The sequence below is a fragment of the Roseburia sp. 499 genome (genome assembly GCF_001940225.2).
GTDB lineage: Bacteria > Bacillota > Clostridia > Lachnospirales > Lachnospiraceae > Petralouisia.
The window spans coordinates 2431861-2453830 of the sequence record NZ_CP135164.1 but is presented as its reverse complement, the minus strand read 5'-3'; the positions used below and the strand labels follow the sequence as shown (position 1 = coordinate 2453830).

At 38.5% G+C, this 21970-nt stretch carries 24 protein-coding genes and 1 pseudogene; 18 read left to right on the top strand and 7 right to left on the bottom strand.

Features of this window, described 5'->3' with window-relative positions; all coding sequences use genetic code 11:
• The first annotated feature begins 2 nt into the window (after nucleotides 1-2).
• Together BIV20_RS12095 and BIV20_RS12090 are read left to right on the top strand one after the other, a co-directional pair.
• Nucleotides 3-704, top strand: a complete 702-nt coding sequence (locus BIV20_RS12095; protein WP_075720955.1) for a response regulator transcription factor — start codon at nucleotides 3-5, stop codon at nucleotides 702-704.
• Nucleotides 701-1882: a HAMP domain-containing sensor histidine kinase gene (locus BIV20_RS12090; RefSeq protein ID WP_075720954.1), complete on the top strand. Its 1182-nt coding sequence runs from the start codon at nucleotides 701-703 to the stop codon at nucleotides 1880-1882. Before BIV20_RS12095 ends, BIV20_RS12090 begins: the two co-directional genes overlap by 4 nt.
• Here BIV20_RS12090 and BIV20_RS12085 read toward each other — a convergent pair.
• Nucleotides 1868-2416, bottom strand: coding sequence for a Uma2 family endonuclease (locus BIV20_RS12085; protein WP_075720953.1), 549 nt, complete (start codon nucleotides 2414-2416; stop codon nucleotides 1868-1870). The genes BIV20_RS12090 and BIV20_RS12085 overlap by 15 nt on opposite strands.
• Nucleotides 2417-2568: 152 nt before the next feature.
• Here BIV20_RS12085 and BIV20_RS12080 point away from each other — a divergent pair, with 152 nt between their 5' ends.
• From BIV20_RS12080 to BIV20_RS12065, 4 genes are all read left to right on the top strand, one after another.
• Nucleotides 2569-3330: an ABC transporter ATP-binding protein gene (locus BIV20_RS12080; protein WP_075720952.1), complete on the top strand. Its 762-nt coding sequence runs from the start codon at nucleotides 2569-2571 to the stop codon at nucleotides 3328-3330.
• A gap of 11 nt (nucleotides 3331-3341) precedes the next feature.
• A complete protein-coding gene (locus BIV20_RS12075) occupies nucleotides 3342-4877 on the top strand; it encodes an FtsX-like permease family protein (RefSeq protein WP_075720951.1) in 1536 nt (511 codons plus the stop codon).
• 90 nt (nucleotides 4878-4967) lie between these two features.
• Entirely contained in the window at nucleotides 4968-6575 is a 1608-nt protein-coding gene (locus tag BIV20_RS12070) for a transposase (protein ID WP_075720716.1), read from the top strand.
• Nucleotides 6576-6768: 193 nt separating this feature from the next.
• Nucleotides 6769-7560, top strand: a complete 792-nt coding sequence (locus BIV20_RS12065) for an ABC transporter permease (RefSeq protein WP_075720950.1) — start codon at nucleotides 6769-6771, stop codon at nucleotides 7558-7560.
• 79 nt (nucleotides 7561-7639) lie between these two features.
• Here the strand turns inward: BIV20_RS12065 and asnA are convergent, their stop codons facing one another.
• Nucleotides 7640-8650, bottom strand: a complete 1011-nt coding sequence (asnA, locus tag BIV20_RS12060) for an aspartate--ammonia ligase (RefSeq protein WP_075720949.1) — start codon at nucleotides 8648-8650, stop codon at nucleotides 7640-7642.
• A gap of 276 nt (nucleotides 8651-8926) precedes the next feature.
• Here asnA and BIV20_RS12055 point away from each other — a divergent pair, with 276 nt between their 5' ends.
• Together BIV20_RS12055 and BIV20_RS12050 are read left to right on the top strand one after the other, a co-directional pair.
• Complete coding sequence (locus tag BIV20_RS12055; protein WP_075720948.1) at nucleotides 8927-10480, top strand: ABC-F family ATP-binding cassette domain-containing protein; 1554 nt, start codon at nucleotides 8927-8929, stop codon at nucleotides 10478-10480.
• Nucleotides 10481-10493: 13 nt separating this feature from the next.
• The gene (locus BIV20_RS12050; RefSeq protein ID WP_075720947.1) at nucleotides 10494-11726 is read left to right on the top strand and encodes a hypothetical protein; all 1233 of its coding nucleotides are present in this window, start codon (nucleotides 10494-10496) and stop codon (nucleotides 11724-11726) included.
• Nucleotides 11727-11790: 64 nt separating this feature from the next.
• On the opposite strand, the gene BIV20_RS12045 is transcribed toward BIV20_RS12050, so the two are convergent.
• Nucleotides 11791-12534 carry a Bax inhibitor-1/YccA family protein gene (locus BIV20_RS12045; protein ID WP_083655201.1) on the bottom strand — a complete coding sequence of 248 codons (744 nt, stop codon included), beginning with the start codon at nucleotides 12532-12534 and terminating at the stop codon, nucleotides 11791-11793.
• 188 nt (nucleotides 12535-12722) lie between these two features.
• Between BIV20_RS12045 and BIV20_RS12040 the strand changes: the two genes are divergently transcribed.
• Nucleotides 12723-14420, top strand: a complete 1698-nt coding sequence (locus BIV20_RS12040) for a methyl-accepting chemotaxis protein (RefSeq protein ID WP_075720946.1) — start codon at nucleotides 12723-12725, stop codon at nucleotides 14418-14420.
• Nucleotides 14421-14447: 27 nt separating this feature from the next.
• Here BIV20_RS12040 and BIV20_RS12035 read toward each other — a convergent pair whose 3' ends face one another.
• Nucleotides 14448-15326, bottom strand: coding sequence for an AraC family transcriptional regulator (locus BIV20_RS12035; protein WP_075720945.1), 879 nt, complete (start codon nucleotides 15324-15326; stop codon nucleotides 14448-14450).
• Nucleotides 15327-15525: 199 nt separating this feature from the next.
• Here BIV20_RS12035 and BIV20_RS12030 point away from each other — a divergent pair, with 199 nt between their 5' ends.
• The 5 genes and pseudogenes from BIV20_RS12030 to BIV20_RS12010 all read left to right on the top strand — a co-directional run bounded on the left by BIV20_RS12030 (nucleotide 15526) and on the right by BIV20_RS12010 (nucleotide 17337).
• On the top strand, nucleotides 15526-15738 hold the full coding sequence (locus BIV20_RS12030) for a 5'/3'-nucleotidase SurE (protein WP_192848885.1): 213 nt from the start codon (nucleotides 15526-15528) through the stop codon (nucleotides 15736-15738).
• Nucleotides 15642-16274 (top strand): annotated as a pseudogene (locus tag BIV20_RS12025) (site-specific integrase); the annotation flags it as partial. The gene BIV20_RS12030 and the pseudogene BIV20_RS12025, both read left to right, overlap by 97 nt.
• A gap of 117 nt (nucleotides 16275-16391) precedes the next feature.
• Nucleotides 16392-16715, top strand: coding sequence for a hypothetical protein (locus tag BIV20_RS12020; RefSeq protein WP_075720943.1), 324 nt, complete (start codon nucleotides 16392-16394; stop codon nucleotides 16713-16715).
• A 45-nt stretch (nucleotides 16716-16760) separates the two neighbouring features.
• On the top strand, nucleotides 16761-17045 hold the full coding sequence (locus tag BIV20_RS12015) for a helix-turn-helix domain-containing protein (RefSeq protein ID WP_075720942.1): 285 nt from the start codon (nucleotides 16761-16763) through the stop codon (nucleotides 17043-17045).
• Nucleotides 17026-17337: a hypothetical protein gene (locus BIV20_RS12010; protein WP_075720941.1), complete on the top strand. Its 312-nt coding sequence runs from the start codon at nucleotides 17026-17028 to the stop codon at nucleotides 17335-17337. Before BIV20_RS12015 ends, BIV20_RS12010 begins: the two co-directional genes overlap by 20 nt.
• 18 nt (nucleotides 17338-17355) lie before the next feature.
• Here BIV20_RS12010 and BIV20_RS12005 read toward each other — a convergent pair whose 3' ends face one another.
• The 3 genes from BIV20_RS12005 to BIV20_RS11995 form a co-directional block, all read right to left on the bottom strand.
• Entirely contained in the window at nucleotides 17356-18249 is an 894-nt protein-coding gene (locus BIV20_RS12005) for an IS3 family transposase (protein ID WP_192848870.1), read from the bottom strand.
• Between the two features lie 8 nt (nucleotides 18250-18257).
• Complete coding sequence (locus BIV20_RS12000) at nucleotides 18258-18551, bottom strand: transposase (RefSeq protein ID WP_075720726.1); 294 nt, start codon at nucleotides 18549-18551, stop codon at nucleotides 18258-18260.
• A gap of 481 nt (nucleotides 18552-19032) precedes the next feature.
• Nucleotides 19033-19536 carry a helix-turn-helix domain-containing protein gene (locus BIV20_RS11995; protein WP_075720939.1) on the bottom strand — a complete coding sequence of 168 codons (504 nt, stop codon included), beginning with the start codon at nucleotides 19534-19536 and terminating at the stop codon, nucleotides 19033-19035.
• Nucleotides 19537-20107: 571 nt separating this feature from the next.
• On the opposite strand from BIV20_RS11995, the gene BIV20_RS11990 reads away from it, so the two are divergent.
• Genes BIV20_RS11990 through BIV20_RS11975 form a run of 4 tightly spaced genes read left to right on the top strand, consistent with a single transcriptional unit; the run spans nucleotide 20108 to nucleotide 21969 of the window.
• Nucleotides 20108-20392, top strand: a complete 285-nt coding sequence (locus BIV20_RS11990; protein ID WP_075720938.1) for a hypothetical protein — start codon at nucleotides 20108-20110, stop codon at nucleotides 20390-20392.
• Nucleotides 20393-20403: 11 nt separating this feature from the next.
• Nucleotides 20404-20598 carry a hypothetical protein gene (locus BIV20_RS11985; protein ID WP_075721074.1) on the top strand — a complete coding sequence of 65 codons (195 nt, stop codon included), beginning with the start codon at nucleotides 20404-20406 and terminating at the stop codon, nucleotides 20596-20598.
• Nucleotides 20591-21511 carry a ParM/StbA family protein gene (locus tag BIV20_RS11980; RefSeq protein ID WP_044912152.1) on the top strand — a complete coding sequence of 307 codons (921 nt, stop codon included), beginning with the start codon at nucleotides 20591-20593 and terminating at the stop codon, nucleotides 21509-21511. Before BIV20_RS11985 ends, BIV20_RS11980 begins: the two co-directional genes overlap by 8 nt.
• Nucleotides 21512-21522: 11 nt before the next feature.
• Nucleotides 21523-21969 carry a hypothetical protein gene (locus BIV20_RS11975; protein ID WP_199412716.1) on the top strand — a complete coding sequence of 149 codons (447 nt, stop codon included), beginning with the start codon at nucleotides 21523-21525 and terminating at the stop codon, nucleotides 21967-21969.
• Nucleotide 21970 lies beyond the last annotated feature (1 nt).

Sequence of the window (21970 nt, the reverse complement as noted above, 5' to 3'; positions counted from 1 at the left end):
AAATGAAAAGAAAAATATTAATCGTGGATGATGATAAGGATTTATCTATGATTGTGCAGGACATGCTAGAGGACTATGGGTATCAGACGACTCTTGCACTATCAGCAGAAGAAGCATATGAAAAGATGGCGGCGAATAGCTACCATCTTGTTTTGCTAGACATTAATCTGCCGGAAAGCAGTGGGTTTGAAGTGTGTCAGGAACTTCGTAGAATCTCTACCGTTCCAGTTATTTTTGCAAGTGCCAGAACTAGTGAAGATGATAAGGTAACAGGGCTTGATATGGGAGCAGATGATTATCTGGCAAAGCCTTATTCTTTGAAAGAACTGTTGTCCAGAATTAACTCACTTATGCGACGTACTTATGGATTTCAAGAGGAAGGACAGACTTATTATCTGGGAGAACATAAGGAAATCTGTATTTCCACAGGGAGCAGAAGTGTTACTAAGAAGGGAAAGCAGGTATCACTTTCCTTAAAAGAGTTTGATTTATTAGTATGCCTCGCAGAACACATGAATGAAAGCATGGCAAAAGAAACATTGCTACAGGAAGTGTGGGGAGCCTTTAGTGAGGTGGAATTATCCACGGTAGCGGTGCATATTCGCTGGCTGCGGGAGAAACTGGAAGAAGACCCGTCTAATCCTAAGATGATAAAAACGGTATGGGGAATCGGCTATATGCTGGTGGGAGGTATGGAAGAATGAAAAAGAGTGTGAAGAGAAAAACAGCGTGTGTCATGGCTGTTTTTCTTGCTATATTGGCAATAGTGACAGTGCTGTTTTTAATAAAAGAGGAAAATAGAAGCAAAGACCAATTTTATCGGGAACAGATATTGGCTCTAAACGAACTTGAAAAACTGACAGAAATAGGCGGAGAAAGTCCTGCAAAAGAGCAGATTGCAAATATGCAGGAGAAGTTGCGGCAGATGGATGGAGAGGGACGAAAAGTAGAAGAGCAGAAAATAATTCTGGAAATAGCAGGAATTTGTGCGCTTTTTATAGTTGTTGTATTTTTTTACCTCTATTGGGTAATACTACGTCCATTTGAAGAATTGGAAGAATACGCAGCGGAGATAGCAAAGGGGAATCTGGAAGTGGAACTGCCTTATCGCAGAACCAATCTTTTTGGTGCATTTACCTGGGCCTTCGACCATATGCGGCGAGAGATTATCAAGGCGCGTGCTTGTGAAAAGGAAGCCATTGAAAATAATAAGACAGTGATAGCAACATTGTCCCATGATATAAAAACGCCTATTGCATCCATTCGTGCCTATGCAGAAGGTTTGGAAGCAAATATGGATACCTCACCGGAACGAAGAAGCCGTTATTTATCGGTCATTATGAGAAAATGTGATGAAGTGACGAAACTTACCAATGATTTGTTCCTGCATTCTCTTTCGGATTTAGAGAAATTGCAGATTACTTTAGAGGCAGTAGACCTAAAAGAGGTTCTGGCAGAAGTGATAGAAGGAATGGGGCAGCAGACAGGAAACGCATCCGTGTATCAGGAAATACAGATGATTGGGAAAGTTCCGCAAATAAGTGTGCAGGCAGACCGAAAACGTTTGGAGCAGGCATTGGAAAATATCATTACTAATGCCAGAAAGTATGCTCCGGGAACCGGAATACGCTTATGGGTAGAACAGGAGCAGGAAGGGTGCCAGATACATATTAAGGATGGCGGTACAGGGATTTTACCGGAAGATATGCCATTTATTTTTGAAAAATTTTATCGCGGAAAAAATATAGAGAACCAGTCGGGAGCCGGACTGGGACTCTATATTGTAGATTACATTATGAAGCAGATGGATGGTAAAGTAGAATTAAAAAATAGTGGTGACGGGTTGGAAGTGATTTTGGAATTGAAATTATTCCTTCAGTAAATCAGCAAGGTTGATTTCAAAATCTTCATATATTCCAACTTTCACATTTTCGTCAAAGAAGAACTGGTTGGAGTCTTCATCACCTTCAAAAGAATATGTCTGGATTGTTTTTTTCATTGGATTCACAATCCAATATTCGCGGACACCGGAAGTACGGTATTTAAATAGTTTAATAGAATAATCCATGCGGGTGCTTCCGGGAGATACAATTTCAATAATCCAGTCCGGTGCACCGTTGCAACCACGATCATCCAGCTTGCTTTTGTCGCAGATGACAGAAATATCCGGTTCCACATAGGTCTTGTTATTTTGATTCAGAAAGACAGCAAAGGGAGCAGGATAAACTTCGCAGGAACCACCTTTTTGCTTAATATAGTCACGAATATTTGCAGATAACTCCATTAGAATTTTCTGATGAAGACGTGCTGGTGGAGCCATATCATAAATCTGTCCGTCAATCAGTTCTACACGTTTACCTTCGGGCAGAGAGTAGATGTAGTCTGTTGTATAGTTATCATCCCTTAATAATGGCATGGCAATTACCTCCTTTTAGATAAATCAATTTTAGCATACGCAGGGAAAAAAATAAATATTTGATGTAAATTCCATTTCTTAAAGATTTGTTAATAATTATTTTGTTACACTAAATTTAGTAAGTAGGTATTGTTTTAAGAGGAGGAAAAGAAATGAGTGAAATTTTATTATCGGCAAAGGATGTATGTAAGAGTTTTGCCAATAACGGAGAACAGAATCACATATTAAATCATGTATCATTTGATTTGTATCAGGGAGACTTCACTGTAATCATGGGAGCTTCCGGTTCAGGAAAATCAACTCTTTTATACAGCATCAGTGGAATGGATTGTGTGACGGCAGGAGAAGTTTTCTACAAAGGAAAGAAAATTAGTGGATGCAGAGAAAAAGAGATGGCACGTTTACGGGCAGAGGAATTTGGTTTTGTATTTCAGCAGATTCATCTGGTAAGTAATCTGACTTTGCTGGAAAATGTAACCGTTCCGGGATTTATGGATAAGAAGAAAAGTGCAACAGAGGTAAAGGAACGGGCTTTGCATTTGTTAGAAAAAGTAAATGTATTGCATGCAAAGGACAGACTTCCTGCACAGGTGTCCGGAGGAGAAGCACAGAGAGCTGCCATGGCAAGAGCAGTGATTGCAGAGCCGGGACTGCTGTTTGCAGATGAGCCTACCGGAGCATTGAATCGACGAAATACGGAAGATGTGTTGGATTTAATGACCGAGATGAACCGAGATGGACAGAGTATTCTTATGGTAACGCATGATGTCCGGGCAGCGCTTCGAGCAGACCGATTGCTCTATCTGGAAGATGGAAAAATCGGTGGAGAAATGAAGTTACCGCCTTATACCCCGGAGGAAGCTAGAAATCGCGAGACCCAGATTACTGCATGGCTTGCTTCTATGGAATGGTAGGAGGTGGCAATATGGATATCTTTACGATTTTAAAGGCGAATATCCGTCGCCAGAAGAGTAGCTTTGTTGGTATTTTTATTTTAATGTTAATTGTATCACTAGCCATGACCGCTGTGTTGACCATAAGCGTTAATTCCCAGAAAAGTGATGAAGAAGCATTGGAGCATGTAGGCTTTGGGGATATGCTGGTGTTAATGGATAATGAGGGACAAGAAGAAGGAAAAGAACTGATACAGAAGGTAGAGGAGCATGATGAGGTAGAAAAAGTTCAGGTAATCCCGGCAATATGCGCCAACTTCAAAGAAATCAACGGAGAGTCTAATGGAAGTAGCGTGATGCTGGAGCGGTATGACCCATCAGAATTGGATTTCCGGATTTTTGATGAAAGTGGAACCGGATACATAGAAGAACCGGAAGCGTTGAAGGCAGGAGAAATCTATGCGCCAATTTGTTACAGTACATCTTATCACTGTAAAGTGGGAGATACGATACCGGTTAAGTTAATGAAGCATACAGAAAACTATACCATAAAAGGCTTTTTCGAAGATCCGTTTATGGGAAGTAGCATGATGGGAATAAAGACCGTGCTTGTCAGCGATGCGGATATGGAAATAATGCTGAAAAGTATTCGAGAGGGAACCGCAGATTCTATAAGTGAGGGAATGCTGTTAAATATCTTTCGGAAGGAAAACAGCAATCTAAGTTATTTGAAATTTCAGCAAGAATTGAACAAGGATACCGGAGTAGCCGGCTATGCATGGATTAGTATGGGAACCAGTCAGGCGATGGGGTATATGCTGATTATGATTCGGATTTTTAGTGGAAGTTTCTTGGTATTTATTGCATTGTTGTTGATTATTACACTGATTATCATGAATCACAGTATTGGCAGTAGCATTGAAATGGAATATGTGAACTTGGGAATATTGAAGGCAGTGGGCGTTACGCAGGGAAAATTAAAAGTGATATTGATGCTGCAATATTTGCTTAGTGCTTTACTTGGAGCAGTTATTGGAGTACCACTGGCAATTCCTGTGATAAAAATGATAAACAAAATCACTACACCAGTGGTTGGAATACTCACACCGAATTATTTGGCGATGATACCATGTTTTATGGCGTTATTGGGAATTATGGCGTTTCTTGTATTGTTTATCTCCATGAAATTGCGGAAGCTAAAGGAGATTACACCGGTAAGGGCAATCTGTGGTGGAAAAGAAAATATTTACTTTTCCAGTCGTTTGGAGTTGCCAATTCGAAAAAAAGGGATGTCCTTTTGGCTGGCATTTCGTCAGTTGACTTCTAATGGAAAAAAATATATCAGTGTAGGCGTAATTACGGGGCTACTAGTGTTTTTCATGATTATGATGGGGCATATGGATGCATGGATGGGAGAAGATGGTACGGAATTCTCACGAATATTTGATGCAACAGAGTATGACCTGTGGGTGCATTGCTATAATGAGGATATACAGGAAGAAGTAGAAGAGACCATTGAAAGCTATTCTAAAATAGGATTAGGGTGTCAAAAGGTTACTGACCTTTGATATATATTTGTACCTTGAAAACTTAACACGATATATCAAATCATAACGATATCTGATAAAATATAAATATCAAATATCGAGGTGATTCAAATGGCTTTTGTTACTAATGATAATCAACAACTAACTCTGACAGATAGCACTTTTAATCTCACGCAAAGAGAAAAAAGGGTTTTGGAAAAATCATGGGCAAATACTTTTGCAGAAAAAGTTTTTCCAGCTATTGATGAAAGTATTTTTTCTGTTCTATATAGCGATAAAGCTTCTCGTCCCAATACACCTGTAAATGTAATTGTTGGGGCACTGATTCTGAAAGAAGCTCTTGGTGATACTGATGATGAATTAGTGGAAGCACTTATGTTTGATGTTCGTTATCAGTATGCTCTTCATACAACAAGCTTTGAAGAACAGCCTCTCAGTGATCGTACATTAAGCAGATTTAGGGCAAGAGTATTAGCATATGAGACAGAGCATGATGTTGATCTGATTCATGAATGCATTGTGAAGATGGCAAAAGAGATAGCTGAATTTATGAATATATCTCCAAACATGCAACGAATGGACAGCTTAATGATTGCAGCTAATATAAAAAATCTTTCTTTGTTAGAACTGTTTTATACATGTGTTGCCAACCTTGCGAAAATAATGAATCAACGTGAAATCACTCTTCCGGAGGAACAATACCACTACATCGAAAAAGATGATTATAATCGCTGCATATATCACCAAAGAAATCTTGATGCTACAGAGCGAACAATTGTTGTGATGCATGACGCCGAAAAACTTATTGAGCTTTGCGATAAAACAGGTAATCTTGATGATACCAGTGAATACCAGCTTCTCATTCGCCTCTTAAAAGAAAGAACAATCATTGATGATGACGGAACCAGACGTCTTCGGAAAAAGGAAGAAGTTGAAAATCCATCTGAAGTTTTATTAAACCCATCTGATCCAGAGGCTACTTTTCGATACAAAGCCGGTGGAAAGAACTTAGGCTACGTTGGAAATGTTGTTGAATCCGTTGGTGAAAAAGGAAGCCTTATAACTGACTACGCGTACGAGAAAAATATATATGCTGACAATCAGTTTATGAAAGATTATCTGGAACAACAGGATACTTTTGATGAAGGAGCCTTCATGGTAGCGGATGGTGCTTATAGCGGCGAAACGAATTCGCGGATAGCTGCATCACATAATCTCAAGCTGGTAACAACAAATTTTACCGGTCGTAAGCCAGATGAAATATATGCTGACTTTAAATTTTCCGATGATGGACATTTTTTACTTGAATGTATCAATGGATGTACACCAGAGGAATGTACCTATGACTCTGGAAATGAACGCTCAGTTGCCCACTTCAAAACAGAGGAATGCAGTTCATGCCCGTATAAAGACCGTTGTCAACCACGCTTTCTGAAAACAAAAGTCCGTAAGGAAGTTTCATGGAAAGCAGTAGGAAGAGCAAAACAGCTGCAATACATGAAGACCGAAGAATTCAGCCGGTACTCTCGCTTTCGAAATGGAGTGGAGGCAGTTCCATCCCTTCTACGAAGAAGATATAACGTAGATAAGATTCCAACGCGCGGCAAGAATCGAACCAGATTTCATTTTGGATTTAAAATAGCAGCATTAAATTTTCAAAAGTTATTGGATTATATCAATAACTTAGATAATTGTGCTCCAAAAACTAAAACAGCATAAAAACAACAAAGAAAGTCATCTGTACAATCGCTGGCAAACAGGTCTAAAGCAAAGCTACAACTCAATTCGTGTTAAATTTTCAAGGTACAAACAAAATCAGATATTAATTAATGTGTCTTTTGACACCCTAATCAAAATAGAAAAAAAATATCAGGTACAAAATGTCTATCTTATGATGGAAGGCTGCAAAATAATGTGCTTTGTTTGCGAAGCACCGGAAGAAATTGAAAGCGTTCTGGAGGGTAGAACTTGTCAGTATGACAATGAAATATTGATAACAGATTTTGTGGCGGATGATTTGGGACTTCAAATCGGAGACACAGTAACTGTGGCGGAAAATGATAAAAAGGAAGAGTATATGGTTTCCGGCATTTATCAATGTGCTAACGATATGGGAAGTAACTTTGCCATGAGTAAGGCAGGCTATGAACGAGTTGGGAATCAGAGATTAGGAGAGGCATATTGCTTGAAAAATCCGGAAAAGGCAAAGGATATTGCTGAAAAATTGAATGAACGCTATGGAACAGAGTTAAAGGTGACGGCAGAAAGAGGATTCAGTGGAATTGATAGTATTGTTTCCGCAGTAAATGCTGTATCTGTATTGGTGTATGTGCTTGCAGTTATTTTTGCATTGGTGGTAATTTCCTTGGTTTGCGGAAAAATATTTGCAAAGGAGCGGCAGGATTACGGCATCTATAAGGCAATGGGATTTACATCGGGAAATCTGCGGTTGCAATTCGCATTGCGCTTTATGCTGGTGTCTATGATTGGAAGCATTTTAGGTGTGGTTTTGACCATTCTGTTAATGAATAAATGTTTTGGATTGCTGCTTTCTTATGTGGGAATTAGTCAGATAGAGACTGAGATAGCGTGGATATCTGTGTTAATTCCAATTGGAATGATGGCAGTGGTATTCTTCCTGTTCTCTTATTGGAAAGCCGGAAAGATAAAAAGAGTGCAGCCAAGAGTGTTGATTTCAGAATAATTGCTGTACGAAAAGAGTGGCAGAAAAAAAGACAGAGAAATGTGAATCTTATCACATCTTCTCTGCCTTTTTAAATTATTTATAATAATTGAATTCCGTTTGCTTCCGCTTCTTTGATTACTTCTTCCGGCCACAGAGAAGACTGTACCTCTCCGATATGGGCTTTACGCAGGAAAAACATACAGATGCGGGACTGTCCGATTCCACCACCGATGGTATAAGGAAGGTCTTCCTTGATAATGGATTTCTGGAAAGGAAGTTCAGCACGTTCCGGGCAACCTGCCTTGTCTAACTGGCTTAACAGAGCCTTTTTATCTACGCGGATTCCCATAGAAGAAATCTCAAGTGCAATATCTAAAACCGGGTAGTAAACTATAATGTCAGCATTCAAAGACCAATCATCATAATCCGGTGCACGTCCGTCATGGCGGTCTCCGGATTCTAATGTATCACCAATTTGCAGGATACATACAGCACCTTTGGCTTTTGTAATGTAGTATTCCCGTTCCTTTGGAGTATAGTCAGGGAACATATCCTCTAATTCCTGTGTGGTTACAAAGAAAATATCATGAGGAAGAATTTCTTCTATGTAATCATACTGAATTGCCATGTATTTTTCTGTTTTACGAAGAACCTTATATACAGTTTTTACGGTTTCTTTTAAGTATTCCAGATTGCGGTCTTTTTTGGAAATAATTTTTTCCCAATCCCACTGGTCTACAAAAATAGAATGAATGTTGTCAGTGTCTTCATCACGGCGGATGGCGTTCATGTCAGTATAAAGTCCTTCGCCCATGGAAAAACCGTATTTTTTTAAAGCGTAGCGTTTCCATTTTGCCAGGGAGTGAACGATTTCAGCCTGTTTTTCATCCTGTTCCTTAATGCCGAAAGTAACAGGGCGTTCTACACCATTCAAGTTGTCGTTTAAACCGGATTCCGGGTCAACAAACAGCGGAGCAGATACACGCTGCAGGTTCAGACGTAGGGAAAGCAGGTTCTGGAAAAAGTCCTTTACTGTCTTGATGGCAATCTGTGTGTCATGTAAGTCTAATTCTGAATGATAATTCTTTGGTATGATTAAGCGTTCCATAGTGTACTCCTTCATTTTTTCTCTTTACCAATTATATACTTCTGTAAATGGTTTTTCAATAATGAAAAAAGGGAAATTCCAATTTTTTCAAACATTGTATTGATGGAAGAAAAAATGTGTAAATTGTAGAAAAAATAGAAACAGTATATATAATTAAAAATGCAAGAAAAATTTCAAAAATTTGTATAAATGCAGGAAAAAAATCAATAGTTGAAAAGAAACGGGATACCCTGTACAATAGAAAAAGCAAAATAACAGTGAAAATGAGGAAAATATATGATTTTAGATGTGAAAAATTTAACCCATGGTTTTGGTGACCGAGCAATTTTCAATGACGTATCTTTTCGACTTTTAAAGGGAGAACATATTGGAATGATTGGTGCCAATGGAGAAGGAAAGTCTACCTTTATGAACATTGTGACAGGAAAACTTCAACCGGATGAAGGCAAGGTAGAGTGGGCAAAGAATGTTCGAGCAGGCTATTTAGACCAGCATACCGTATTAGAAAAGGGAATGACCATTGGAGATGTACTTCGTAGTGCTTTTTCTTTTCTATATGATATGGAAACGGAAATGAACAATATGTTTGCCAAAATGGGAGAGGCAGATGAAGCGGAGATGAATCGCCTATTGGAAGAGACCGGAACCATGCAGGAGTTATTAGAGCAGCATGACTTCTATATTATAGATACTAAGGTGGAGGAAGTTGCAAGAGCATTAGGCGTTATAGAGTTAGGACTTGATACGGATGTAACGGAGTTGAGCGGTGGACAGCGTACCAAGGTGCTTTTGGCAAAATTACTGTTGGAAAAGCCGGATATTTTGTTGTTAGACGAGCCGACCAACTACTTAGATGAAAATCATATAGAGTGGTTGAAACGTTACTTGTTAGATTATGAAAATGCATTTATTCTGATTTCCCATGATATTCCGTTTTTGAATAGTGTGGTAAACATTATCTATCATATGGAAAATCAGGAATTGACCCGCTATGTGGGAGATTACGATAAGTTCCAGGAAGTCTATGCGATGAAAAAAGCACAGATGGAGGCTGCATACAAGAAACAGCAGAAGGAAATTGAAGACTTAAAGGATTTTGTAGCACGCAATAAGGCAAGAGTAGCTACCAGAAATATGGCAATGTCCCGTCAAAAGAAGTTAGATAAAATGGATGTCATTGAATTGGCAGCAGAGCGTCCAAAGCCGGAATTTTTCTTTAAAAATGCAAGAGCAGCAGGAAAGGTGATATTTGAAACTAACGACCTTGTTATTGGCTATGAAAAGGATAAACCTTTGTCAAAGCCTATGAATCTTAGGATGGAACGAGGCGAAAAGATTGCCATTGTAGGAACCAATGGAATTGGAAAGTCTACCTTTTTAAAGAGTGTGCTTGGGATTATTCCGTCCTTGTCCGGTAAGGCTCAGCTTGGCGACTATCTGTATCCGGGATATTTTGAACAGGAGATGCCGGCTAGTGAAAATAGCTGTATTGAAGAAATATGGGAGACATTTCCGTCATATAGTCAATATGAGGTGCGTTCTGCACTGGCAAAATGCGGACTTACTACCAAGCACATTGAAAGTAAGGTAAAAGTGTTAAGCGGTGGAGAACAGGCAAAGGTTAGATTATGTAAACTACTTAATGTAGAAACCAATGTTTTACTATTGGATGAGCCAACCAATCATTTGGATGTGGATGCAAAAGAAGAATTGAAGCGTGCATTGAAGGAGTATAAAGGGGCAATTTTGTTGGTATGTCATGAACCGGAGTTTTATCAGGATGTGGTAGATAAGATCTGGAATATGGAGGAATATTCTCTACTGGCATAAGAAGGGAGAAAATGTGATTACAAAGGGCGAAATTCAAGAAATATGTTTTGAAGAGATATTGGGGCTGTGGAAAAGTCTTCCAACTTCGTTTCCGGAATTTTTGACAGAAGTAGAAGAGGAACAGAAACGAGAAAACGAAGTGTTCCTGGAAGGAATGGGGAAACGGTGGAAGAAGATTGGAAAAGCATTCCCGGAAGACGAGTCCGAGCAAGCAGAGTGGAAGAAGCAAGTGGATGTACTGATGGAAGAGTTCTTGGAAAAGGAGCAGATTCTAGGAATAAGGAAATCCATGAGCCAAGAACTATTTCAGGATTTTGAAGAGGAAACGAAGGAATTCGTAAGACAGACCCGCAGGTTTGATTCTGAAATTTCTCTGGAAAATATCTGGCAGGCATTACGGAATTATTTTATTTATGCAGTAATTGCAGATTTGCAAGGTCAGCCCCAGAAGTGCAAAGAAGACATATTTTCCTATAGCCTTCTTTATCCGTACACGGACAATTATATTGATGAGAAGGAGTATTCAGAGGAAGAGAAAAAGGCCTATAATGAGATGATACAGGATGTGCTTTGCGATAGACCGGTGATGGTGGAAAAAGGAATTCCGGAGAAGACATGTCGTTTGTTGGAACAGCTTCTGAGCGGTTATGAAGGGGAAAAACGCAAAGAGATACAGAACCTTTTGTTGTTGATGTTAGAAGCGCAAAGCAATAGTATCCGCCAGCAGTCGGGAAAAGAAAAGTTATCGGAAGAAGCGATTCTTCGTATCTCTGTATATAAGGGAAGTATCTCTGTATTGATTGACTATTTCTTTACAGTCCCAAGAATGAAAAAAGAGGAAATAGACTTTTATTTAAAGTTTGGTTTTTTACTACAACTTGCCGATGATTTGCAGGACGTGAAAGAGGATAAAAAGTCTGGTTCACAGACGCTGATGGGAAAACGTGCCGAAGAAGAAACATTGGAGGAAGCGGTAAATCATCTGCTTCATTATACTCATAAGATTTTTGCCGAGTTTACGCCGATAAATGATGGACTGAAATCTTTTATGGAGCAACACTGTTATACTATGGTTGTGGCAGCAGCGCTTGCGAATAGTGAGTATTTTTCGAAAGATTACATAAGAAAATTGGAACGATTTTTCCCGGTACATGTAGAATATATGCAAAAACAGCAGATGATGCCGGAAAAGATAGATGAACGGATGAGACAAAGAATGGATAAATATATTGAGTGTTTGCTGTAAAAGATAGAAGCCGGAACCTTCGCAAAAGGAAGGAAACCGGCTTCTTTTTCCGTGTAAAAATATATTATTTTCTCTTGCCAAACAGACTTAACAGTTTCAAGAAAAGATTGATAAAATCAAGATATAATTCAAAAGCACCATAAAGAGCTAAAGAAGTAACGTTCTGGCTATTAGAAGCGGCAACGTTTTTCTTGATTTTCTGTGTATCATAAGCAGTTAAGCCTACGAAGACTAAAACGCCGATAGCGCTGATCGCGGTATCAAGCATAGTGCTCTGTAAAATAAAGAGATTTACAAAACTGATAATAATAATTCCGATCAATCCCATAAGGCAGATGTTTCCAATGCTGGATAAATCTGTTTTGGTAACAAGTCCATATACTGCCATGATACCAAATACTGCAGCTGTTGTTAAGAAAATTGCAACAATAGAAGCAGTAGTGTAGACCATAAATATAATGGAAAGTGTAACACCGGTCAAATAGGAATAAGCAGTGAAAAGGATACCAGCTAAAATTGCATTGTTCTTACGCAATGCCCAGTTAGAAGCCAGTACAATACCAAACTCTGCGATTAAGAGAATATAGAAATTGTTGCCGCTAAGCAATTCAATTGCAATATAAGGTGAAATCGTCAGTGCAGCACAGGCTGTAATTAATAATGCACCTATCATAAATAAAAAAGATTTGAGAATGACCTCTTCACATAAGAGTGTTTTCAAATTCTGCGCCTGCTGTGGTGCAATAGTCTCATTGTCATAATTGTATGACGGGTTTGTGTTGTAATTGTTTTGGTTGTTATACTCCATAATAACTCCTTTCAGTAAAAAAAATAATATAAAACTACGAGAAAAATTTTAACACATTATGAAAAAAATGGCAAATAATAAAAATGTTGTTCATATTGACCCTGTACTATAGGGAGATTATAATGTATATATAACTATTTTGTTTGGGAACGAAGGAAAAGGTATCATTTTACTAGGAGGTAAGGGATATGAAGAGTGTCGAGGCAAAAATTGTACTGCCACTATCGGTATTGGGGTTACTGTTTGGTGTGTATATGGTTTCATCGTACTTTTTTATGAATGAAAACATTAATCGGGTTGATAATATGAAAGATGTTTCATATGAGACAGTTATGCTGGCGGATAATCTAAAGCTTTCTGTTGTGCAGGTACAACAATGGTTGACGGATATCAGTGCAACAAGAGCAGCGGAGGGGTTTGATGATGGTTTCGATGAAGCAGCTGCGCATGCTCAGGAGATATATGATATTTTAGACAAACTCGTAGCACTCGATCCGGATTATTCCGATGAGGTTGATGATATCAAGAGTAAGTTTGAACCCTATTATGAAACAGGTCAGAAAATGGCACAGGCTTATATTGATGATGGCCCTGAAGGTGGCAATGCCATGATGGGAGAGTTTGACACAGTGGCTCAAGATATTAATGAAGCTGTAGATGCATTAAAGGAACAGGCACTTGCCGATGCTGATGCCAGTGCCATTAGTCTGGCCGAGCGTTGCCAGCAGATTCAGCGTTTTACAATAATTGCAACCATTATTATAGTAATTGTGTACCTGGTAACATTGACTACTTTCAAGAAAACTGTGGTTCGACCAATCCGTCTTATTCTTGCTAAGTTAAAATTGATGGCAGAAAATAGTGGTGATTTGACTCAGAAAATTGATTATACCGGAAAAGATGAGATTGGAGCCTTAGCCGAGAACTTTAACAAAATGCAGGAATCTTTTCGTGTATTGATTCGCCAAGTGATTGATATTTCAGAGAATACTTTCGAGGGTATGCAGCAGACGAAAAACAATATAGATACGGGACTTACGCTTGTTCGTGAAATGAATACGAGAGCTTCTAATATTTCCGGTAATATGGAAGAAAATGCGGCATCTGTCGAAGAAACGACTGCTGTGAATGTTGAAATCAATGAAGGACTCAAGCAGATGACAGAACATGCCAATACAGAGGCAAAACGCTCGAATGAAATCAGAACGCGTGCGGAACAGTTAAGAAATTCTGCCTTAGAGTCACAAGAGCGAGCAAAAGAAATCAACGAGAGCACCAGACAAAAATTGGATCAGGCTATTGAAAAGGCCAAGGATGTTGAGAAGGTAAACACACTGACTGATACCATTATGGACATTGCAGATCAGACCAATCTTTTGGCTCTCAACGCTTCTATTGAAGCTGCAAGAGCCGGTGAAGCAGGAAAGGGATTTGCTGTTGTTGCTTCGGAAATTACGAGCCTTGCATCTGATTCTGCAAAGGCGGTAGTAGAAATTCGTGCCGTAAATGAAAATGTTCTAAAAGTTGTGGAAGAGCTGGTTCAGACATTAAGTGAAATTTATACATTCATTAGAGAAGAAGTCGTAAAAGACTATGAGGAGACGGTAAAAACAGGGGAACAATATAGTAATGATGCTGAGAAATTCCAAACGGTGACAACCGGAATTGCCAATACGTCAAATGATATTCTTGCATCCATGAATATGATGGCAGACACCATGAATATGATGTCAAAGGCAAGTGGACAGTCAGCAGAAGACACCACAGAAATTAGCAATAATGTAACCAGACTGATGGGATATTTTGATGAAATAGCAGATTTGTCTGCGGAACTTTCCAAGGGAACAGAAACCTTGCGTAATCTGGTGGATCAGTATACGGTATAATATTTGAAAAAGAGGCTGGAGCTTTTCTTAAGATAATGTAAATGTACGTCTATATTTTGCAGGTGTAAGATTATATTTCCTTAGAAAAGCTCTTGTAAAATAGGAGTGGTTATTAAAACCACAATTGGTGGCAATATCAATGATTTTCTGATCCGTTTCAATTAATTGCTTTGCAGAAAGCTCTAGCCGGTAATTAACCAGATATGCGGTAAAACTCATACCGGTTAGTTCTTTGAACAATTTCATAAAATGGCTCTCTGAAAAACCACATAAGGCAGCTGCCTGTTTTATGGTGATGTTTTGAGCATAACTGTTTTGTACATGGTACAAAACAGTTTTTAGTTTGTGGTAATTTTCTTGTAAAAGAACCTCGTTTTTATCTGTGTTTATGCAAGCTTGGTTGAGATAATGCATAATCATAAAAAGGTTGGATTTGACAAGATATTCGCAGGTTGTATAACTGTTTCTTCTGTTTTCAATTAAGGAAAGAAGCAATGGTGTTAAACAGGTATTCAGTTTGGTGCCCTTTGGTTCATAACAGTTTACGCTTTTTTCGTGAGTAAGGAAAGGTTTCAGGTATTTATCGTAGCGGCTGTTTTCTTCCGGTTTTTCTAAAATGGAAAAATGAAACACAATATTGAAATATTCAGCATGATGGGAATCCAGCTGTTCTATGGAGTGAATTGCATGGGGCATTAGAATTACAATGTCGCCTTCCTGCACATGGTATGTATTGGACCAAACTGTAATTTTGGCACATCCTTTGGTAACATATATTATTTCTGCTTCATCATGCCAGTGGAGAGGATAAGAATGTATGAAATCTGGGATTTTCCCATGATATACGATATAAGGAAAATCGATTGTTCCGTGAATTTTGGTTTCATGTAGTAGCGTATTGTTCATGTTTGTGTAACCTTTCTGTAATAGTGGGATTGTGTTAAAAAGTAAGGGAAATAATGATAGAAGTATAACATGGGGAAGAATATAATGCAATTTTTGTTTGGAGTATTTCCAAAATTACTAGATACAGGCGTATGTTATAATATAGTCTAGTGATTTAGATTAAGGTGGTTGAGAAAGCAAATGAGAATATTAGTGACAAATGATGACGGAATTAAAGCAGAGGGAATCTGTAGGTAGCAGAAATAGTGTCAGTGGGACTCCGGCAGATTGCGTAAAGGTGGCACTCATGCAGTTGTTGCCGGAGCGACCGGATGTTATGAAGTGGTATACATACTTTTTCACACTGGTATGCGAATTTCAGAATTTTGCGGACTTACGATTAAGGATATTGATTTGGAAAACAGGATTGTGAATATAGATCATCAGCTTCAGAGGTTATCCGATATGACCTTAGTGATTGAGCCGACAAAGACTTCTGCCGGAACGAGAAAACTTCCTATAACAGAGGATGTTGTAAAATGCTTTCAGGCCATCCTTGAAGATCGGGAGAAACCAAAGATAGAAAAGGTGGTGGATGGGTATACCGGTTTCCTGTTCGTGGATGACAAAGGTCTGCCACTGGTGGCAATGCACTGGGAACATCGGTTTAATCATATGGTGAAGCGGTACAACGATATTTATCGGGTGCAGATGCCCAATATCACGCCACATATTTGCCGGCATACGTATTGTAGCAATATGGCGAAATCCGGAATGAACCCGAAGACGCTGCAGTACCTTATGGGGCATAGTGATATAGGGGTTACGCTTAACACCTATACGCATCTGGGCCTTGAGGATGCGGAGGATGAATTGAAGCGGCTGGAGGACCTGCAGAATGCCAGAAAGGAACTAGAACGGACACAGGGAGAGAAAACGGTGTCGCAGAAGATATTTAAAGCAATTTAATATAGAAGAACGATGACGCTCTGGCATAGGCTGGGGCGTTTTAAACTAGAAGTTTAATGACAGATAGTGTATGGAAACATAGAATTAGTTATATACTATGGAAATGGAGGCTACGAAATGGAATACAACAATTATATTCCGCTAGAGAAAATGTCAGTAAGATACAAATACTTTTGCTTTATTGATACAAAAGAATACCTTGCAGACGCATTATTCATAAAAAATAGAGTCAGGGTATGGTTCCAAAAGGAAGCACATAAATCCAATACAGATTTTATAGTTGTTTTCTGTAAAGTAAAAAAATGTGATGCAAAGAAGTTCTTGGAAACATTAGGGGAATTAAAAAAGAAAATGATATTGTTAGGGCATTCTGGTTATCAAAATTTTTGTAAAGAATTTTACGAGAATTTTTCTGGTGAAGAAAGAGAAAATATGATATAATATCGACGTGTATCGGGATGGACGATGAATAAAGGAGGGACGATTTTGAAACCTATATATTTATCTATCCAGCAACAGGCAACCGGGAATAGGATTCGAGAATTATTAAAAGAAAATGGGTATACTGTAAAAGATATCCAAGAGGCTATGGGATTTGAAAATCCACAAGCTGTATATAAGTGGATTTCAGGACGGTCGCTTCCAAGTATAGATAATTTTCTAATTCTTAGCAAAGTATTACATACAAGTATTGAAGATATCCTCGTCGTTGACGGGGATATTGTTGTTTTTATAAGAAGGAGATACGCATATGAAAAATGTATGGGATAGTAAGGAGTTTCGATGGCGGATTAGACAACCTTGGAAATTACCACGTTTTGTTTTTGAAAATATAAAATATAGTTGGCAGAGAATAACAAAAGGATATTGCGATAAGGATTTGTGGAATATAGATGGTTGGTTTATGGCTATAATGCCAAATATGTTACAACAATTTAAAGAAAATCGAAATGGAAGTCCGGGTGTTTTGGGATCTGATTATGTTAATGCAGATGGAATTCTATGTAATGATACTTGTCATGAAGAATGGGATGGTCCTATGTCAAGATTTAGCACAAATTAAAATGAGAAGTTCTGCCAGCTAAGCTGCCGGCAGTAATTTCGCCCTCTCATACAGTTTTTCAAATTCATCAGGAGACACATAGTCACAGTGACTATGTATTCTGACGGTGTTATAAAAGGTTTCAATGTATTCAAAGACAAGCGAATAAGCATGCTTGTAGTTTCGAATATGAAATCTGTTAAGCCATTCTCTTTTAATCAGGGAATGGAAGGATTCAATGCAGGCATTGTCATAAGGGTAGCCCTTGTGAGAATAACTACGCTGCATATTTTCTGTGGCTTCACGCCATGCGTTAGAAACATACTGGCTGCCACGGTCTGAATGTATAATCAAAGGCAAATCGGTATTTCGAACAGCCTTTGCTTTATTGATTGTTTCAATTACGGAAGATACTTCCATAGTGTCAGAGAGCGTCCATGCAATAATCTTTCTGGCAAATAAGTCCATAACGCAATTAAGATAGACAAATCCATCCTGTGTCCAGATATAAGTGATATCGGTGCACCAGACAGCGTTAGGACGTTCAGGGTTGAACTGCTCATTCAGGATGTTATGGAGTTCACTGCTAAAATCAGAGTCTCTGGTAGTAGTGGTCCAAGGCTTGACCCATTGAGCTTTTATACCCATTTCGCGCATATATTTACCTACAGTACGCTCTGCAATGGTTTCGCCAGATTTGCGAAGTTCCTGTGTTATTTTAGGAGCGCCGTAATTCTGTTTAGAATCATCATAGATTTTCTGGATTTCCTTTTTGACAGATTCTTTTCGCTGTCGAGTAGGAGAGAGCTTACGGTTTAGAAAGGCTCTGTATCCAGAACGAGACACGCCTAAAAATTTCAGCATTCCAGAAGTAGAGACGCGGCGTTTAGTAACTTTAGATGCCTCTACCTTTGCAGAAACTTCTGTATAGATAGCTTCTGTCAGTCTTTGCCCAGAATGCTGATGGCTTTTTTTAACACATCGAGCGCATCCTGAGCATCACGAAGCTCCCGTTTCAGACGAGCGATTTCCTTTTCTTCGTCAGAGGCATAGTTTCCGGATCCTCTAACTGGGATGTCGCCATCAGAGTCTCTATATTGAGCTTCCCACCTGGCTAAGGTGCTAACACCTATTCCGAGATTCTTGGCACATTCAGCCTGAGTGAGATCAGGGTGTTCCTTACGATAGTTGACAGCATCCAACTTGAACTGCTTAGTGTGTTGTTTTCTTGGCATAATGAGTACCTCCTCTTGGTATTATATAATATTTTCAAGGGAATATCTCATTTTATTTTGTACTAATTAGATGCTAACACTAGTATAGAAGTATACTGGTATGAAGGAGTAGTAATCCCACCCACTTTTTACTCCGTTTCTACTACGATTGCTGTACACATCTTGAAATATTTTGCTAAGTTTTGCATTTTATGTACAGAAATGACCGATACATAAAGAAGAATTTACACCGCGCAAATCGCTGCAAATGGCAGCAGGACAGCGCATTTTGAAAGGAGTTTTTATGAGTATACGCGTACTTTTTATCTGCCACGGCAATATACTAACCTTGATTAAAAATACTTGATTTTACAGTGTTTTGGGGATGTTACAGTAGATTTTTACCAACGATTTACCAAAGCTATTTGAGTAGGGAATAAACTACTCAGGATATGTAAAGAGAAGTATTATATAGAGTCCTAGCAATGAAAAAATCCGCAATTTAGCGGATTTTTTTAATATATTCGTTAAATAAGAGCAATCTGTTAATCTTATCATCATAAATTTCTTTTTGCTGTTCAATCACAGCTTTATCATTATCCTCATAGGCAATTAAATCCATCTGTTGTTTACAATTTAGATAAGAACAAATAGCTTCATTTATTTGTGAATCTTCAAATGTCATGTGTATGCTGCTGGGGATGTAGTTGCCATCTTTATCCTTATCAGCAGATATTTTCAATGGGGATTGTTCGTTAAGCTTCATAACTAAAGAAAGAACATCACTAACAGTATTAATATCGTAATCAAGAAATACAGTTACGCTAATGCCAAGAGCTTCTGCTATTTTTTGAAGCTGATCTGGTTTTGGATTTCGTTCACCGCTTTCATATTTCTTTATGGTAGATAAATAAATACCGGACTGTTTTGATAATTCGTCCTGTGTCATATCTTTTAATTTTCTATATTTTTGAATTTTACTTCCAATTGAATGTCTATTATCCATTAATAATCACCTCAAACAAATTGATATGAATATTTTAACACAGAGTTCACAAAAGTGGTACATTATTTTGAAAATATATTGACAACCACAAATGTGGACTATATAATGAAAATACGAACAGACCACAAATGAGGACTAACATAAAAAGAATAGATATGTTGAAAATACTTCTTTTGGCGAAGTTCAAGGATTCAAAATTTTGCTATATCATAATCCTGCGAGTTGCAAAACAGCTCATACAATTGAATAACAATTACAGATATAGTGATAATTCCGGTTCAGATACCTGATGGAAATCAAATATACTTGCGAAGAGTGCTGAAGGATTGAGAAATGAAAGTGGAGCGAGTAAGGGTAGTCAATACTGTTGCGGAAGGATAATAAACTATGAAGGTGTTCAAAGGGAACTTCCTGGCTCTCGAAAAGGCGGTAGAGAGGATAGCATTATTTAATTTAACTTAATGCGTCGTAAACGCAGATGCGGCTTATCTGTAATTCCTATGTGTGCAGGCAAATGGGAAAAAAGCACACCTACATGGCATGAGCCGTGTAGAAAGCAGGTAAGTAGTGAATGGAATTAACTTTTAAAGGTGTGGATATAAGCACTGAGGAAAAGTTCGTCAGCTACATTAATTCACTGAACACAGCGATAATGAAGCAAAATGCCATGAATGAAATCAAGCAGGATTTATATGATGTTTCTTATTTGAAAAAGCGTTACCGAAAGATTGTAGCCAAAAATGAGAAAGCACTATTTATGGCAGAACACGAGTGTTTGAAATGTGTTTATTTCCAAAGACTGGCACGAAAATGTCAGGCAAATTGTAAGTGCCTCTTAGAAGAATCTACGGAATGAGGCGTATTTACATGAAGCTATGTTGGATTGTAGTGTTGGTCGGAATAAGTATCATCCTGATTTTTCTATATTCATTAGTTGCAATGTCGTCTAGAACAGAGCGGTTTATTGGGCAGCTTATGGAAGAGGAAAGGAGAAAAGATACAGATGTGCAGGACATGGAAGCAAATATTACGGAATGGAAGGAGAGACAGGAATATGAATAACAAGTTAGAAGTAATCGGCATTGATCATGGCTGGTCAATGATGAAAACAATCTCTCAGGTATTTGTCACAGGAGTTAAGGAGATTACAACAACTCCGGCACTTTTCGGCGATGTACTTGAGTATGAAGGAAAGTTCTATAAGGTTGGAACTGTGAGGCAGGAAGTAAAGGATACAAAGGTCGAAGATGACAGCTTTTATCTTCTCACTCTTGCAGCAGTTGCTAAGGAACTTAAAAGAAGAGGTCTTGCAGAGGCAAAGGTATTCCTTGCCGTAGGACTACCACTTACAAGGTTTGGAGCAGAGAAGAATGATTTTATCAAGTACCTGACAAAGAATAAGCGTGTAAGCTTCAAATATGAGAATGAGCCGTATTATATTGAAATTGATGATGTGGCAGTATTCCCTCAGTGTTATGCAGCAGTAGTGGACAAGATTCCTACAATGGCAAAGAAAACGCTGATAGTAGATATCGGTAGCTGGACAATCGACATTATGCCGGTAATCAACAAGTCACCGGATGAATCAAAGTGTGTGACGATACCAAAAGGTCTTATTACCTGTATGCGTTCTATCAATGAGCAGTGTGTAAGACAACTTAACGGAGAGGTAGACGAGTCAGAGATACAGAACATCATGCGATATGGCAGGTCAGATATTGATGATGAATACTTTGCCATTATCAAGGCAGAGATAGAGGATTTTGTTGATAAGGTATATAACTCAATCCGTGAGTTTGGGTATAACTTAAAGACTACACCGATTGTATTTGTCGGTGGCGGGGCAGTTGTGATGAAGAATTTTGGTAGTCATGATGCTAAGAACATTTCCTATAACCTTGATGTAAAGGCAAATGCAAGAGGATATGAGCAGCTTGCCACAATGGGACTTAAAAGCACTAAGCGATTATCATAAGGAGGCAGATGATGGGAAGAAGACTTGAATATGAAGTAAAAACTTCTGTCCGCCTCAACATGAGCAATCCTCAGCATGTGAAAATCAATGATGTGATTCAGAACCTTGATCCGAAGATTTTCAAATCTAAGAACCAGTTCATTATAGATGCGATTCAGTTCTACATTGATAATTATGGAAAAGAAACTTTTGTTATCAAGAAGAAGGAAAAAGAGAGGGCTGAATATATCCGGTCAGAAGATATTGATGACATTAAGGAAGAAGTTATTGAAGCAGCAACCAATGAGGCTAGGAAAGAGGTCATAAGGCTGTTAGGCGGAGTGATATCCGGAATGAATGTTGGTCAGCCGGTAATAATGCAGGTAGCCAATAGTGAAGCACAAGAACCTACAGAAGATGTTATGGACGATGCAGATGTTGCAGGACTTGCAATGGGATGGATGTCGAAAGGAGACTGAT

Coding starts and splice junctions, on each gene's coding strand:
- BIV20_RS11980 (WP_044912152.1), top strand. CDS start 20,591: ATGAATAACAAGTTAGAAGTAATCGGCATTGATCATGGCTGGTCAATG.
- BIV20_RS12090 (WP_075720954.1), top strand. CDS start 701: ATGAAAAAGAGTGTGAAGAGAAAAACAGCGTGTGTCATGGCTGTTTTT.
- BIV20_RS12065 (WP_075720950.1), top strand. CDS start 6,769: ATGTGCTTTGTTTGCGAAGCACCGGAAGAAATTGAAAGCGTTCTGGAG.
- BIV20_RS11975 (WP_199412716.1), top strand. CDS start 21,523: ATGGGAAGAAGACTTGAATATGAAGTAAAAACTTCTGTCCGCCTCAAC.
- BIV20_RS11990 (WP_075720938.1), top strand. CDS start 20,108: ATGGAATTAACTTTTAAAGGTGTGGATATAAGCACTGAGGAAAAGTTC.
- BIV20_RS12055 (WP_075720948.1), top strand. CDS start 8,927: ATGATTTTAGATGTGAAAAATTTAACCCATGGTTTTGGTGACCGAGCA.
- BIV20_RS12010 (WP_075720941.1), top strand. CDS start 17,026: ATGAAAAATGTATGGGATAGTAAGGAGTTTCGATGGCGGATTAGACAA.
- BIV20_RS12045 (WP_083655201.1), bottom strand. CDS start 12,534: ATGGAGTATAACAACCAAAACAATTACAACACAAACCCGTCATACAAT.
- BIV20_RS12075 (WP_075720951.1), top strand. CDS start 3,342: ATGGATATCTTTACGATTTTAAAGGCGAATATCCGTCGCCAGAAGAGT.
- BIV20_RS12070 (WP_075720716.1), top strand. CDS start 4,968: ATGGCTTTTGTTACTAATGATAATCAACAACTAACTCTGACAGATAGC.
- BIV20_RS12030 (WP_192848885.1), top strand. CDS start 15,526: ATGATGACGGAATTAAAGCAGAGGGAATCTGTAGGTAGCAGAAATAGT.
- BIV20_RS12040 (WP_075720946.1), top strand. CDS start 12,723: ATGAAGAGTGTCGAGGCAAAAATTGTACTGCCACTATCGGTATTGGGG.
- BIV20_RS11985 (WP_075721074.1), top strand. CDS start 20,404: ATGAAGCTATGTTGGATTGTAGTGTTGGTCGGAATAAGTATCATCCTG.
- BIV20_RS12000 (WP_075720726.1), bottom strand. CDS start 18,551: ATGCCAAGAAAACAACACACTAAGCAGTTCAAGTTGGATGCTGTCAAC.
- BIV20_RS12020 (WP_075720943.1), top strand. CDS start 16,392: ATGGAATACAACAATTATATTCCGCTAGAGAAAATGTCAGTAAGATAC.
- BIV20_RS12080 (WP_075720952.1), top strand. CDS start 2,569: ATGAGTGAAATTTTATTATCGGCAAAGGATGTATGTAAGAGTTTTGCC.
- BIV20_RS11995 (WP_075720939.1), bottom strand. CDS start 19,536: ATGGATAATAGACATTCAATTGGAAGTAAAATTCAAAAATATAGAAAA.
- asnA (WP_075720949.1), bottom strand. CDS start 8,650: ATGGAACGCTTAATCATACCAAAGAATTATCATTCAGAATTAGACTTA.
- BIV20_RS12085 (WP_075720953.1), bottom strand. CDS start 2,416: ATGCCATTATTAAGGGATGATAACTATACAACAGACTACATCTACTCT.
- BIV20_RS12035 (WP_075720945.1), bottom strand. CDS start 15,326: ATGAACAATACGCTACTACATGAAACCAAAATTCACGGAACAATCGAT.
- BIV20_RS12095 (WP_075720955.1), top strand. CDS start 3: ATGAAAAGAAAAATATTAATCGTGGATGATGATAAGGATTTATCTATG.